Annotated in this window: 12 protein-coding genes; 10 read left to right on the top strand and 2 right to left on the bottom strand. The window is 58.6% G+C overall.

What is annotated here, in order from left to right:
- Nucleotides 1-13: 13 nt before the first annotated feature.
- Nucleotides 14-1195: a two-component system response regulator RssB gene (gene rssB, locus FQ192_RS22275; RefSeq protein ID WP_123512298.1), complete on the top strand. Its 1182-nt coding sequence runs from the start codon at nt 14-16 to the stop codon at nt 1193-1195.
- Nucleotides 1195-1677, top strand: coding sequence for an anti-sigma factor antagonist RssC (gene rssC, locus FQ192_RS22270; protein WP_123403442.1), 483 nt, complete (start codon nt 1195-1197; stop codon nt 1675-1677). Before rssB ends, rssC begins: the two co-directional genes overlap by 1 nt.
- A gap of 88 nt (nt 1678-1765) precedes the next feature.
- On the opposite strand, the gene tal is transcribed toward rssC, so the two are convergent.
- Together tal and FQ192_RS22260 are read right to left on the bottom strand one after the other, a co-directional pair.
- The gene (tal, locus tag FQ192_RS22265) at nt 1766-2692 is read right to left on the bottom strand and encodes a transaldolase (protein WP_149660479.1); all 927 of its coding nucleotides are present in this window, start codon (nt 2690-2692) and stop codon (nt 1766-1768) included.
- Nucleotides 2693-2890: 198 nt separating this feature from the next.
- Nucleotides 2891-3844, bottom strand: a complete 954-nt coding sequence (locus FQ192_RS22260) for a glycosyl hydrolase family 5 (protein WP_149660478.1) — start codon at nt 3842-3844, stop codon at nt 2891-2893.
- A 299-nt stretch (nt 3845-4143) separates the two neighbouring features.
- On the opposite strand from FQ192_RS22260, the gene FQ192_RS22255 reads away from it, so the two are divergent.
- From FQ192_RS22255 to FQ192_RS22220, 8 genes are read left to right on the top strand one after another with little or no spacing between them, the layout of a single operon-like run.
- On the top strand, nt 4144-4584 hold the full coding sequence (locus tag FQ192_RS22255; RefSeq protein ID WP_149660477.1) for a low molecular weight protein-tyrosine-phosphatase: 441 nt from the start codon (nt 4144-4146) through the stop codon (nt 4582-4584).
- Nucleotides 4585-4623: 39 nt separating this feature from the next.
- Nucleotides 4624-6843, top strand: a complete 2220-nt coding sequence (locus tag FQ192_RS22250) for a polysaccharide biosynthesis tyrosine autokinase (RefSeq protein ID WP_149660476.1) — start codon at nt 4624-4626, stop codon at nt 6841-6843.
- 39 nt (nt 6844-6882) lie between these two features.
- The gene (locus FQ192_RS22245; protein WP_149660475.1) at nt 6883-7965 is read left to right on the top strand and encodes a glycosyltransferase; all 1083 of its coding nucleotides are present in this window, start codon (nt 6883-6885) and stop codon (nt 7963-7965) included.
- A gap of 14 nt (nt 7966-7979) precedes the next feature.
- Nucleotides 7980-9092 (top strand): polysaccharide pyruvyl transferase family protein, encoded by a 1113-nt coding sequence (locus tag FQ192_RS22240; protein ID WP_149660474.1) that lies wholly within the window; start codon nt 7980-7982, stop codon nt 9090-9092.
- The gene (locus tag FQ192_RS22235; RefSeq protein ID WP_149660473.1) at nt 9089-10309 is read left to right on the top strand and encodes a phosphoribosylaminoimidazole carboxylase; all 1221 of its coding nucleotides are present in this window, start codon (nt 9089-9091) and stop codon (nt 10307-10309) included. The genes FQ192_RS22240 and FQ192_RS22235 overlap by 4 nt, the downstream gene beginning before the upstream one ends.
- Nucleotides 10309-11412, top strand: coding sequence for a hypothetical protein (locus FQ192_RS22230; protein WP_149660472.1), 1104 nt, complete (start codon nt 10309-10311; stop codon nt 11410-11412). Before FQ192_RS22235 ends, FQ192_RS22230 begins: the two co-directional genes overlap by 1 nt.
- A gap of 12 nt (nt 11413-11424) precedes the next feature.
- On the top strand, nt 11425-12462 hold the full coding sequence (locus FQ192_RS22225) for an acyltransferase family protein (RefSeq protein ID WP_149660471.1): 1038 nt from the start codon (nt 11425-11427) through the stop codon (nt 12460-12462).
- A 27-nt stretch (nt 12463-12489) separates the two neighbouring features.
- The gene (locus tag FQ192_RS22220) at nt 12490-13620 is read left to right on the top strand and encodes an SGNH/GDSL hydrolase family protein (RefSeq protein WP_149660470.1); all 1131 of its coding nucleotides are present in this window, start codon (nt 12490-12492) and stop codon (nt 13618-13620) included.
- Nucleotides 13621-13697: the final 77 nt, after the last annotated feature.

Raw genomic sequence — 13697 nt, 5'->3', positions numbered from 1 at the left:
GCCGTTTGCCCACATGCCAAAAACCAGTGCCACGCTGCTGATAATCGATGATGACGAAGTAGTGCGCGCGAGCCTCGCCGCCTATTTGGAAGACAGTGGTTTCAGTGTCCTGCAGGCCAGCAATGGCCAACAGGGTCTTCAGGTATTCGAGCAAGACAAGCCCGACTTGGTCATCTGCGATCTGCGCATGCCGCAGATGGGCGGACTCGAACTCATTCGCCAGGTCACCGAGCTGTCGCCGCAAACCCCGGTTATCGTGGTGTCGGGTGCCGGCGTGATGAACGATGCGGTCGAGGCCCTGCGCCTGGGCGCGGCGGATTACCTGATCAAGCCTCTCGAAGATCTGGCCGTGCTTGAGCACTCCGTGCGCCGGGCTCTGGATCGTGCGCGCCTGTTGCTGGAAAACCAGCGCTACCGCGACAAGCTCGAAAAGGCCAACCGCGAACTCGAAGCCAGCCTGAACCTGCTCCAGGAAGACCAGAACGCCGGTCGCCAAGTGCAGATGAACATGCTGCCGGTCAGCCCCTGGACCATCGACGAGTTCCAGTTTGCGCACCAGATCATCCCGTCGCTGTACCTGTCGGGTGATTTCGTCGACTACTTTCGGGTCGACGAGCGTCGGGTAGCCTTCTACCTGGCGGACGTTTCCGGGCATGGCGCCTCTTCAGCGTTCGTCACCGTGCTGCTGAAGTTCATGACCACGCGCCTGCTGTTCGAATCCAAGCGCAATGGCACATTGCCGGAATTCAAGCCTTCAGAGGTACTTGGTCATATCAACCGAGGCCTGATCAGTTGTAAGCTGGGTAAACACGTCACAATGGTCGGTGGTGTCATCGACGAGGAGACAGGTTTGTTGACCTATAGCATCGGCGGTCATCTGCCGTTGCCTGTGTTGTACACGCCAGACAGTGTTCGTTACCTGGAAGGGCGTGGTCTGCCGGTAGGCCTCTTCAATGAAGCCACCTACGAAGACCACGTGATGGAGTTGCCTCCGACGTTCAGCCTGACGCTGATGTCCGACGGCATTCTGGACCTCTTGCCAGAACCGACACTCAAAGAGAAAGAAGCGGCGTTGCCCCAACGGGTCAAGGCTGCGGGCGGCACCCTGGATGGGCTGCGGCAGGTTTTTGGATTGGCCACGCTAGGGGAGATGCCGGATGATATCGCCCTGTTGGTGTTGAGCAGGAATCTTTAATGAGTACCGGTAGAATCCAGTTCGCCGAGCAGGACGGCACCTTCGTCCTCAAGTTCGTCGGTGAAGTTCGCCTGACCCTGTGTTCGGCGTTGGATGCGACTATTGAGCGGATCTTCACGGCGTTGAACTTCAACGCGATCGTGATCGACCTGACCGAAACCCGCAGCATCGACAGCACCACGTTGGGCCTGCTGGCCAAACTGTCGATCCTGTCGCGGCAGAAGGTCGGCTTGCTGCCGACCGTCGTCACCACCCACGAAGACATCACCCGTCTGCTGCAGTCCATGGGCTTCGAGCAAGTGTTCAACATCGTTGACCGCCCGATCCCGTGCCCTGAATGCCTGACCGACCTGCCAGACCAGGATCAGTCCGAAGAAATCGTGCGGATCAAGGTGCTTGAAGCGCACAAGATCCTCATGGGCCTGAACGACTCCAATCGTGAAGCGTTTCATGATCTGGTGAATGCGCTCGAGCGTCATTGATCCCAGGCCCTCATCGCCGCATTACCAGCCAAACACAAAAAAGGGCGAACCCACCGGGTTCGCCCTTTTTGCATTGCGTCGAACTAGATCACAGCTTGGCTTGCAGCAACGCCTCAAGCTTTTCCTGATCGCGGGCAAACTGACGAATACCTTCCGCCAGCTTCTCGGTCGCCATCGCATCTTCGTTGGACAACCAACGGAATTGCGCTTCGTTCAGGCTCAGACGTGCTTCACCGGCATGCCCAGGCGCCAGTTTGCGTTCCAGCTTGCCGTTGTCCGCCGCCAGTTTCTCCAGCAGGTCCGGGCTGATGGTCAGCCGATCACAGCCGGCCAGTTGCTCGATCTGGTTCAGGTTACGGAAGCTTGCGCCCATCACTACGGTTTTGTAGTCATTGGCCTTGTAGTAGTTGTAGATGCGCGTCACCGACTGCACACCCGGATCATCCGCGCCGGTGTAGTCGTTGCCGTTGGCCTTCTTGTACCAGTCGTAGATGCGGCCCACGAACGGCGAAATCAGGAACACGCCGGCGTCGGCGCAAGCCGCGGCCTGGGCGAAGGAGAACAGCAGGGTCAGGTTGGTCTGGATGCCTTCCTTTTCCAGGATCTCGGCGGCGCGAATGCCTTCCCAGGTGGAAGCGATCTTGATCAGTACGCGGTCACGGCCAATGCCGGCTTTGTCGTAGAGCTCGATCAGACGGTGCGCGCGCTTCAATACGGCGTCAGTGTCGAACGAAAGACGTGCATCCACTTCGGTGGAAATACGGCCCGGGACCACTTTGAGGATTTCTTGCCCTACCGCGACGCCAAAACGGTCGCTGGCCAGGCCCACATCGCCCTTGCAGTCGTGAACGCAGGCGTTCAGCAACTCGGCATAACCGGGAATGGCCCCGGCTTTGAGCAGCAGGGAAGGGTTGGTGGTGGCGTCCACGGGTTTAACGCGAGCGATTGCTTCGAAGTCGCCGGTGTCGGCAACGACGGTAGTGATTTGTTTAAGTTGTTCCAGCTTGGAAGTCATGGGCGTGCTCTGTCCTATGGGTCTGTTGACATTACCCGAGCGCTGACAGCCACTCAAGGGCGGGTGTGCGTATCGATGGCCCCAAGGGCAACATCCTGAAAACGGGTGTTTGAATGCAGGGGCGTGGTATCGGTAAATACGATGCCAAATCGGGGCACAGGTTCAAAGCAACTGATCGCTGACGTTGGCGTAACCCGCCTATTTTGCATTGAGCAGGGTCCGTACTGCTGTTTCCGCCGGCTTCGGTTGGCCATCTGCCGTTAGTAGACCGAAATTCTTTTCCCGGTCATTTCCTCCCGACTCGCTGTTCTTCCATTCATAAACAGAGGTCAGCGGGATGTTGAGTTTTTTCACGTCGGAAATGAAGGTGCTGACCTTGCTGGCTTGCCCTTCAGTGCCGCCATTGGAACTGAGCGCCGACACCCCCCATTCGCTGATGACCCCCGGCAGATGGAAGTTCTGCTGAATAAACGCCTGGGCCCCGCTGATCTGCGCACCGGACAAACCATAAGGGTGATAGGACACGGCGCTCAGGCATTTAGGGTATTCACTGACGATCCGGTTCAACGCCACGGTGGACTCGGAGCCCGCGCTCGGGACTTTCGCGAAGCCGAAGCCGACCAGCGGCGTGGTGGGCGCTTTTGGCGCCAGGGTGCGGCACATGGCGCTCATGAACGGCACGAAGGTTGTCTCGAAGTGACCGGTCGGCCAGTACTTTTCCAGGTCGGGCTCGTTCCAGATTTCAATCGCCACCAATTGTGTGCGGTAGGTCTGCTCCAGGGCGAGTACCGACTGGGCGAGGGATTCTCCCGCCCTCGCAAGCTCACTGGCGTCGCCGGTGGTGGTCAGCGCCTCGGTGGCGCGAATGGTCAGCAGTACCGGCAACCCGGCGGACCTGGCCGCCGCGAACGCGTCGCTGACCTGTTTTTGATAAGCCGCGTTACCGAGGTTGTCGGTCCAGGCGCCAAAACGCACGAAGCCGAAACCCGCGGCTTTGATCTGCCCGGCATCGGCGGCGGTGAAATTCTGGATCTTGACCTGTACACCGAAGGTCTTGTCGGCGCTGAGGGCGGGGAACAGCGGATCGGCGTGAACCTGACTGGCACTGCTGAACATCAACAGCGTTGAAGCGGCAAGGCGTTTGAAATGCATGGCGAATGCCCTCTCGTCGAACTGGAAATAACGTTTTTTATTGGTTTTATCCGGTAATTAGTTGGACGCCGCTGAAGTAACCCAGTGCGCCACTGTTATGTTTTGTCGGATAAGAATTGTTAGAAAACGTTCGTTATTTTTGGTCCGGTTATTCTGGTTGGGTGGGTTTTAGGTGTCGTGGTACTTAATACGCTTGTATTTACAAGGCTGATCCGTTTCTGAGTGCGGAATGAACCCGTGGGTTCATTCAAATCCCCACTGCGCATTGGTTGGTTCGACATTACACGGGAAACATTGCCTTGTTCAGAAATATTCTTGTCGTCTGCGTCGGCAATATCTGCCGAAGTCCCACAGCAGAACTGCTGTTGCGCAATGCGCTGGCTACTTCAACCATCGCCGTGACTTCTGCGGGCTTGTCCGCCAGGGTTGGCGAGGCCATGGAGCCTTCGGCGCGCCAGGTTCTGGAAGACCGCGGGCATTGCGCCAAGGCGTTTAAAGCGCGGCAAATCACCCCGGACATCGTTAATGAATCAGACCTGATTCTGGTCATGGAAAAACAGCATGTAACGCAAGTGCTGAAGATGGCATCGCACGCCAGGGGCAAAGTGTTTCTTCTCGGGAAGTGGCAGGGCGAGCGAGAAATACAAGACCCGTATCGTCAAGGAAAAGCAGCTTTTATTCATGCCCATGCATTGATTGAAGATGCTGTTTGCTCATGGGCGCAGCGCCTGGGGCATTGATGAGTAATTTTCAGATCAGTAAATGGTAAGAACACACTTATGCAGTTACCGTCAGTAGTCGGCACCCGGGACAACGAGCGAGATGATATTGATCTTCTCGGTATATTCGGCAGTTTAATTGATCAGAAATGGTTGATCGGCGCGCTCACCGGTGCATTTATGCTGACCGGCGTGGCCTATGCCATTCTGGCGACGCCCGTGTATCTGGCAAACGCCGTGGTACAGGTCGAACCGAAAAAGAACGACATGCTCGGTTTCTCCGATCTCAACAGCATGCTCACCGGGCAATCGCCGTCGGTGACCGAGATCGGCATCATCAAATCTCGCGCAGTGATCGGCAAAGCCGTCGACGATCTGCAACTGGACATCGACGTCACGCCCAACACCTTCCCGTTCATTGGCAATTTTCTGGCCCGGCGCTACAAGGGCGAGGGCGTAGCCGCGCCACGTTTTGGCCTGAGCAGCTATGCATGGGGCGGTGAACGCCTGGAGATCGCCCGGCTCAATCTGCCGGAAGAACTGCTGGGCAAGAAACTGACGCTGATTGCCGGTGAGCAGCAGCGCTTCCAGCTGTTCGACGACAACGACAATCTGCTGGTGGAGGGCGTCGCCGGAGAAGCATTTGCGCAGAATGGCGTCGAAGGTCGGATCGCGGAATTAAAGGCCAATCCCGGCACCCGTTTCGACGTGGTGCGCGATCCAAGGATCGTCACCATCCTGGATTACCAGGACGCGCTGGACGTGTCCGAGCAAGGCAAGGAGTCGGGCATTATCCGCCTGGCCCTGGCCAGCCCTGACCACGCCCAGGCGGTGAAGATTCTCAATAAAGTCGCCACGTTATACGTGCAGCAAAACGTCGAGCGCACCTCGGCCGAAGCCGCGCAAAGCCTGGATTTCCTGCAAGGCCAACTGCCGCAGGTCAAGCATGACCTGATCAAGGCCAGCGACGCGCTCAACGGTTATCAAACCCGTGGCAAGACCGTCAACATTTCCCTCGAAACCCAATCGGTGCTGGAACAGATTGTCGGCCTCGACACGCGGATTTCCGAGTTGAAGCTGCAACAGGCGGACCTTGATCGCAAGTTCACCAAGCAGCATCCGGTCTATCGCGCCTTGATGACGCAGATCGGCGAATTGACCCGGCAACAGAAAAGCCTGGAGAGCAAGGTCCAGGACCTGCCCGCTACGCAACAGGAATTGCTGAACCTGACCCGCGACGTGGAAGTGGCGTCGCAGATCTACACGCAGTTGCTGAACAAATCCCAGGAGCTGGACATCGTCCGGGCCGGGGCGGTGGGCAATGCGCGGCTGATCGACGCGGCGGATGTCGACAAGACCACCCCGGTCAAACCGCGCAAGGCGCTGATCGTGCTGATTGCCACCTTCCTCGGCGGGTTTGTCGGCGTCGCCCTGGTGCTGGTGCGTAAATCCCTGAGTCGTGGCCTGGAGGGGCCCGAAGCCATTGAGCAACTCGGCTTGCCGGTGTATGCGTCGATTCCCTACAGCGCGCTGCAACAGGAAGAGGACAGTAAAAAACCGCGCTTGAGTGACGCGTCGGGCCGCCAGGCGTTCCTGTTGGCGCTGCGTAACCCCACCGACCTGTCGATCGAGTCGATCCGCAGCCTGCGCACCTGCCTGCACTTTGCCGGGCTGGACTCGACCAACAACCGCATCATGATTTCCGGCCCGAGCCCGCAGGTCGGTAAAACCTTCGTCTCCTCCAACCTCGCCGCCGTGATGGCGCAAAGCGGTCAGCGGGTGGTGCTGATCGATGCCGACATGCGCAAAGGGCATTTGCACAAGACGCTCAACACGCCGATCACCAATGGCTTGTCGGACCTGCTGGTCAAGCGCTGCAGCCTGGAGCAGGGCATCCATCACACCGAGGTCGACAACCTGCACTTCATCAGTCGCGGACAGGTCCCGCCCAATCCGTCGGAGTTGCTGATGCATGCGAACTTCCGTGAGCTGCTGGCACAACTCAGCGACCTGTATGACGTGGTGATCATCGATACCCCACCGCTACTGGCCGTGACCGACGCCGCGATCGTCGGGCGTGAAGCGGCGATCAGCCTGATCGTCACCCGCTTCGGGGTGAACCCCGCCAAAGAGATCGAACTGACGATCCGTCGATTTGCGCAGAACGGTATCCAGTTGAAGGGCGCTGTGTTCAACGGCGTCGAGAAGCGCGCGGCGAGCTACTACGGCAACGGTGGCTACGGCAATTACAACTACGAGTATGCGTCCGACAAGGCTTGATTCGGCGATGGTCATTACCTGCATGGAAATGGGTGGATTGTGAAAAAAATACTGCACGTGGCCGAAACGATTAAAGGTGGCGTGGCCACCGTGATCCGCACGATTTCGGTGCCGCCTGAGGGCGAGGCGGCGAACTATGAACTGGTCTATCTGATCCCCCTCGATCAGAAAAAAGAGCTGGTCGGCATTGATGAGCAACAGATCAGGACCTTCGACCGGACCAAGCGCGATATGCGCTCGCTGCTGCGTTTCGCCTGGCAGCTGGCCCGGGTGATTTTCAAGGAAAAACCCGATGTGGTGCATTTGCACAGCACCTTTTCCGGGGTCATTGGCCGTTGCGTGTGCCTGCTCCTGCGGCCGTGGCGCTCGCCGAGGATTATCTACTGCCCCCATGCCTTTTCGTTTCTGATGGAGAGTTCGCCGGCCAAGCAGAAAATCTATTCGCTGATTGAACGGCTCTTGCAGAAGGTCACGGACACGATCATTTGCGTCAGCCAGTACGAACTGGACAAAGCCGCGCGCTTTGGTATCGATCGCAGCCGCATGACGTTGATCTACAACGGTATCCATCACAAAAGCGATGAGCCGAAAAGCCAGAGTCAGGCGCCGATCCATCTGCTGTTTGTCGGGCGGCTCGACTATCAGAAAGGGTTCGACGTCTTGCTCAAAGGCTTTGCCGGCGTCCAGCGCACCGACCTGAAACTGACGGTGGTGGGCAGTGCGGTCAACGAAGACACCGTCGATTGCCCGGTGATGCAGGGGGTCGAGTACATCCCGTGGGTCACGCCGGCGGAAGTGAACGCGCTGTATCAGTCGGCGGATGCGCTGATCGTTCCCAGTCGCTGGGAAGGCTTTGCCATGGTGCCTCTCGAAGGGATGGCCATGGGCTTGCCAGTGATTGCCAGCGATTGCACGTCCTTGCCCGAGTTGGTCACCCACGGCGTGACCGGCTACGTCTTTCCCGCCGGGGATCACCAGGCATTGACCCAGCTGTTGGTGAAAATCCAGAAGCCCGGCTTGCTGGCGCTCGGCGTTCAAGGTCGCGAAATGGTTCGTGAGCGGTTCAGTGCCACGTTGATGATCAAGCAGACCTATGCCGCGTATTCCGCCCCCTCTTTTTAAGTAGATATCAGCTTATGAACGTAACTATTTTGCATGGCTACAGCGCCTCCAACTCCGGTGATGGCCTGCTCGTGGACCTGGCCATCGCCCTGGTACTGCGCAACTTCGGTGCCGACACCTCGATCAACGTCGTGGCCTCGGACCCGAAATCATTCAGCTACTTGCCTTACAAGCGCTATGACGCGCCGGTCATGGCAGCCAAGGGATTGGGGCGGGTCAAGCAAGCGCTGTTCCTGGATCAGTCCTACGCCGGCCTGGCGGACCTGTTGAAAACCACGGACTTGATCGTCGGCGTCGGCGGCGGCTACATGCGCTCCAAAAGTGCCTTCGAACACATCAAGTTGAAACTGGGGCACGCCAAGCAACTGGAAACCGCGATCCTGAGCAAAGTGCCGTCGGTGTACCTGCCGCAAAGCATCGGTCCGTTCCACGGTGAGGGCAGCAAGATCGTCGGGGATTACGCCCAGGCTGACGCGGTGTTTGTCCGGGACAATCGGTCCTCGGAGATGTTCGGCACCCATGCCAATGTCTACCGCGCACCCGACCTGGCGGTGCAGGCCCTGGCCAGCAAGATTCTGCTGCAATCCAAGTTCACCCGTTGTGCGCCGACGCCGGCGACGGTCTGCGTGGTGTTGCGCAAACCGCCGGCGTGGAGCAAGGAAAAGAAAGTCGCTTACGTGGCTAACCTGAAACGGCTGCTGCAGCGCTTGAAGAACAAAAGCAAAGTGGTGTGCGCGGTGCAAAGCGCGGTGCGTGGCAATGATGACGGCGCGTTCTATCGCGAGTTGGGCATCTCCGAGGATTTGCTGCCGTTGAAGGCGACCCTGGCCAAATATCAGCCGGACCTGGTGATTTCCGTGCGCCTGCATGGCGCGATCGAATCGCTGCTGGCGGGCGTCCCGGCGTTCCATATCAGCTATGAGCGCAAGGGCTTTGGCGCCTATCAGGACATGGGTGTGGAAGACTGGGTGATCAATGGCGGCGACATCAATGTCGACACCATCATCGACACGGTTTACGCGCCGAACGCCTTGTCCCGGTTTGGCCAGCGCTTGACCGACACCTGCAAGGAAATCGAAGCCAAGACCCAGGTCATGGACGGGATCATCAAGGGTATCGTTCGATGATATTTCGGCTACTGCTCCGAGGCGGGGCATTAGGTGCGAAGTTCTTGCTGGTGTTGGCCATCACCCATTACCTGGGCTATGACGCGCTGGGCTTTTACGGCGTGGTAGTGGCCGCGTCGTTGATTGCGTCGAAGTTCTACAGCGTCGGGTTCAGTTCCGAAATCAATCGGCTGATCAGCGTCGGTCGCAGCTCGCGGCTGGTTGTGGACAGAGTCTTGCTGCTGTACCTGGCCGTGGGCGTGGTGTTGTCGGTGGCGACGGTCATGGTGTATTCGCTGTTCCAGGGCATCGAAGCGAGTGCCACGCTGATCGTGTGTGTGGCGTTGTTGCTGCTCACCGAGCACCTGTCGTTCGAAATCAATTCCTTCGTGTTCTCCGCGCAGAAAGCCACGTGGGGCGCGCTGCTGTTCTTTATCAAGACCGGCCTCTGGGCGTTGTTGGCCCTGGGCGGGATGATGCTCGGCTGGGTGTCCGACATCGCCAGCGTGCTGTGGTTGTGGGTGGCGGCCAACGTGTTGGTGATCGTTGCCGGTTACCTGATTGTGGTGAACGTTCACCGTGGGCGAGTGACCGCGGCCTTGACCACGGCTTCGGTATGGAAGGCTGGATTGCCGTTTTACCTGGGTACGGGCCTGATCGCGTTGAGTCAGTACGCCGAGCGCTTCCTGATTATCGACCTCGAGCCCTACGCGAGTTTGGGCAAGTATGTTTACGCCTGGTCGGCGGCCAACACCTTGCAAGCGCTGTCCTATGCGGTGGTCGCGGTGGTCGGCATTCCCGTGCTCGCCAAGCGTTATCAGCGTGATCAGCAGGCGCTGACCGTGGGGCAGTTGTTCGTGAATAAATGGGTGATGCGCGCGCTGGTGGTGTCTGGCGGTGTGGCGCTGATGATTTTTCTGTTCTTCAACATCGTGCTCGATTACGTCGCCACGTCGGTGCCGCGTCCCGATAACGCCATCCTTGGCGTGCTGATTTTTTCCTTTGCCCTGCGCGCCGTCGGCGACATCGTCTGGGGTGGTCTGATCGCGTCGAAAAACAGCCGGGTGTCACTCGCCAGCGCGGCCATCTGCCTGGCGGTTTCCCTGCCGGTGAGTTACCTGTTGATCAAGCACTATTCGATTTACGGCGCGGCCTGGGGGAATGTGTTTTCGATCACCGTGCAGCTCGGCGTCATTGCCGTGCTGACCCGGTTTGCTCGTGTGAAGGTGACGGCGTAATGGCGTTGAAATTACCTTCCATCGAGTTTCGCGGCCGACGGCTCGACGCGTCGATCTCGTTCCTGATTCTGTTCACGGGCCTGTTCCTGTCGGTGGCCATGCCGGTGCTGATGCACCGCGATCCCGGCCCCGATGCCATGACGCTATGGTCGTCCTACGCCCGCGCCGACAACTGCAACTTCTGGAACCCGTTCTCGCCGGACCGCTCATCCTACGAGTGCTCGGCGTACCTGCTGCGACCCACCGGCATCAACCTGACCAATGCCTGGGCCTATGGCATGGCGTGCAACCTGTTCCTCACGGCGGTCCCGGTATTGATGTTCCGGCGCATGCCGCTGACGATTTTTTTCACCCTGTGTTTGTGGGGTGTGGTCCGCTCGTTTTTCCTGGAAAACCTGACCAAGGAAATCATCGTTTCGGTGGCGATGATTTCGATTTTGCTGTTCTCGTTTTCCCGGCGTTATCGCGGCGGATTTTTCTGTTCCGCAGTGATTTACGGTGTGCTGATCCGGCCCTACTGGATCCTGTTTTCCCTGGCCTGGTTCGGCGTGTGCGTGATGAAGAAGTACGTCTCGCGCATGACCTTCTTCCTGATGCTGTTCCTGTTCTACCTGGCCATCGCCACCGCGATTCAACTGGTGGTCGGCTATTCGGTGTCGTCGATTCGCGCCAGCAACAATGAGCTGCGCACGGCGGGCGAGGAGGGTTCGAAGTCGCTGATCGTGTCCTGGATCAGCGGCGGTGACTTCGTGTCCCAAGCGCTGGACTCGATGAGCATCTTTTTCCGCCTGTCGTTCCCCGTGGAACTGATCCTGCTCTCCGGTCTGGGCCAGATCATCTTCGTGGTGTTGATGATGATGACGTCGTTGCTGATGTTCAAAATGATCACGTCCAGCGACTACAAGGGCGTGCGCATCGACACCAAGGTCAAGGAGCTGATCGCGATTCCGCTGTCCTTTCTGCTGGTGCAGGGCTTGTTCGAACCGGACTTCGGTTCCTTCGCCCGGCACTTTTCCATGGTGGTGCCGGTGCTGTTTATGGGCCTGGGTTTGCAGTTGCGCACCAAGAAACCTGCGTTGGTTGAAACAAGAATCCTGAGCTGAGGTTTGTGTTTTATGTCGAGCAAGAAGAAGTCGCTGGAGATCGAAACCCTGCGCGGCCTGGCCTGCCTGTTGCTGGTGCTGTATCACGTGATCGGGCCGCTGGGTGGCGGCTTGAAAATCGACGTGGGCTCGCCGTTCCGGGTGATCGCCGACTCCATGGTGTACGTGCGCATGCCGCTGTTCACCTTTATCTCGGGTTACATCTATTCCATCTACAAAATTCGCGGCAATGACTTCTCCGCCTATTTTGTCGGCAAGGTCCGGCGGCTGATCGTGCCGCTGTTTTGCGTGGGGGTGCCGTTCTCGGTGCTGCAAGCGGTCGGCCCTGGGGTGAACAAGGACGTTGGCGTGATCGATGCGCTGTTGTCGTTTTACATTCCGATCAACCACTTCTGGTTTTTGCAGGCGGTGTTCATCATCTTCATGTTCGTCGGCCTGCTGGAATGGCGTGGGTGGTTGCAGACCATGACGCGCCAGTACCTGTTGCTGGCGTTTGCGGCGGCGGTGTTTCTGCTGCCGCCGTTTACGGTGGACGCGTTCGGCATCAATGGCGCGGTGTACCTGCTGCCATTTTTTGTACTGGGGATGATTGGCCATGAAAAGGTCGGTGAGATCAGGCAAGCGTTCCGGGTGATCGGGCCGCTGGTGTTTGTGTTGATCTCGGTAGTGCTGCTGTATGTGGCGACGGTGGATCGCGGGTTGATCGTTGATCGCCGCAGCCTGGTCGGCTTGCTGGTAGGGTGTGTGTCTTGTGTGGCGTTGCTGTCGAGTAACTTGCAAGCGCGCTGGCTGATCTGGCTCGGTGGTTATTCCTATGCGATTTTCCTGTTTCATGTGCTGTTCGCCGCCACTTCGCGATCCGTGCTGGGGCGCCTTGGGATACACGATGACGGCGTTTTGGTGCTCAGCGGCGTGACCTGTGGTCTGCTCGGGCCGGTGGTGTTGTCGAATATTTTCAGCCGCTTCAGCGTCACCTCCATGCTGTTTCTGGGCGAGCGGGCTGCACGTAAAAAACCGCCGGCCGTTGTGGTGCCGGCGACACAAACCTGATGGTCGTTTTGATGAAGGAAGTGCCCCGTGGTGGCAGTTGATGACGTACATCCCGCAGCAACTTCGGTGATCGAAGTCGGTGACGCGCGTGAACGCTTTGCGCAATGGCGCGAAGGCAAGGCGGGGAAGGTGCTGGCCATCTCGGTGATCGGCGACAGCTACAGCGCCGGGCAGGATTTTTACCTGAACAAACTCGTCCAGCGGCTCACCCACAAAGCAGGTTTCGCCGGGCCGGGTTACGTCGGCTTCAACCACGGTGCGGCGCTCGGTGGGACTCACTACAAATACACCCGCAGCAGTGAAAAATACTTCGGTGGTGATTGGGAGGTGTCCGGACTCGGCCAGGCCAGCCCCGACAGTCGCACCGTCTCGGGCCGGCCCGGTGCTTATCTGGAGATCGATGCCAAACCGACGCCCGCCGTGGACACGTCCATTGCCCAGGCAAAATTGCTGTACCTGGGGGATGGGAAGTCCAGTGAAGTGCGCTATCGGTGGACGGCATCCGGCGCCTGGCATTCGTTGAAACTCGACGGCTCAGGTGCTCAGGAGGTTCAGTTACCTGGCTTTTCTGATCAGCCCGAGTGGGCGTTTCGACTGGAAGTGGTCAACGGTGCGCCGACGCTGTTTGGTCTGTGGATGAGCAATCGCCAGGGTGGCGTCCGGGTGTCAAAACTCGCGGCGTCCGGCGCGGCTTCCGCTGATTTCTATCACAGCGATGCCCAGTGGCAGCTGCAGTGGAAAGCGGTGGTGGCGAAGATTCCGGCGGATATCTACCTGATCATGCTCGGCGGTAACGACCAGGGGTTTGGTGTGAAACCCGAACAGTATCTGCAGAACATCCAAGGCCTGGTGCGGATGGTGCGCGAGGTTCACCCGAAGGCGAGCATCAACCTGATCCTGCGCCAGGACACCACACGCGCAAGTGCCTATCCGATGTCGGCGTATGCCCAGGTACTGGAACCCTGGGCGCGCGAGGAACATCTGGGTTACGCGAATATGCAGTGTGCGTTTGGTACCGACGTCAAACGTTATGCCTTGGGCGGCGCTGCACCGATGATCGGGCCGGACAAGATTCACCCGATCCCGGGGGCGGGAGGGCGGGTGATTGCGGATTATCTCTATAGTTTGATCGTCGCGCCGCAGAACACCTGCCAGTGAGCAAAACACACCCCCTGTAGGAGCGAGGCTTGCCCGCGAAGACGGTGTGTCAGTAACGATGATGTCGACTGACACAC

Source organism: Pseudomonas sp. ANT_J12, from assembly GCF_008370045.1.
Lineage (GTDB): Bacteria > Pseudomonadota > Gammaproteobacteria > Pseudomonadales > Pseudomonadaceae > Aquipseudomonas.
Note: the sequence above shows the minus strand (reverse complement) of the source record. Positions and strands in the feature narration are given on the sequence as shown.

Excerpts from the sequence above, each read along its gene's own strand:
- FQ192_RS22230 (WP_149660472.1), top strand. The coding sequence starts at position 10,309 with ATGGCGTTGAAATTACCTTCCATCGAGTTTCGCGGCCGACGGCTCGAC.
- rssB (WP_123512298.1), top strand. The coding sequence starts at position 14 with ATGCCAAAAACCAGTGCCACGCTGCTGATAATCGATGATGACGAAGTA.
- tal (WP_149660479.1), bottom strand. The coding sequence starts at position 2,692 with ATGACTTCCAAGCTGGAACAACTTAAACAAATCACTACCGTCGTTGCC.
- FQ192_RS22250 (WP_149660476.1), top strand. The coding sequence starts at position 4,624 with ATGCAGTTACCGTCAGTAGTCGGCACCCGGGACAACGAGCGAGATGAT.
- FQ192_RS22260 (WP_149660478.1), bottom strand. The coding sequence starts at position 3,844 with ATGCATTTCAAACGCCTTGCCGCTTCAACGCTGTTGATGTTCAGCAGT.
- rssC (WP_123403442.1), top strand. The coding sequence starts at position 1,195 with ATGAGTACCGGTAGAATCCAGTTCGCCGAGCAGGACGGCACCTTCGTC.
- FQ192_RS22235 (WP_149660473.1), top strand. The coding sequence starts at position 9,089 with ATGATATTTCGGCTACTGCTCCGAGGCGGGGCATTAGGTGCGAAGTTC.
- FQ192_RS22240 (WP_149660474.1), top strand. The coding sequence starts at position 7,980 with ATGAACGTAACTATTTTGCATGGCTACAGCGCCTCCAACTCCGGTGAT.
- FQ192_RS22225 (WP_149660471.1), top strand. The coding sequence starts at position 11,425 with ATGTCGAGCAAGAAGAAGTCGCTGGAGATCGAAACCCTGCGCGGCCTG.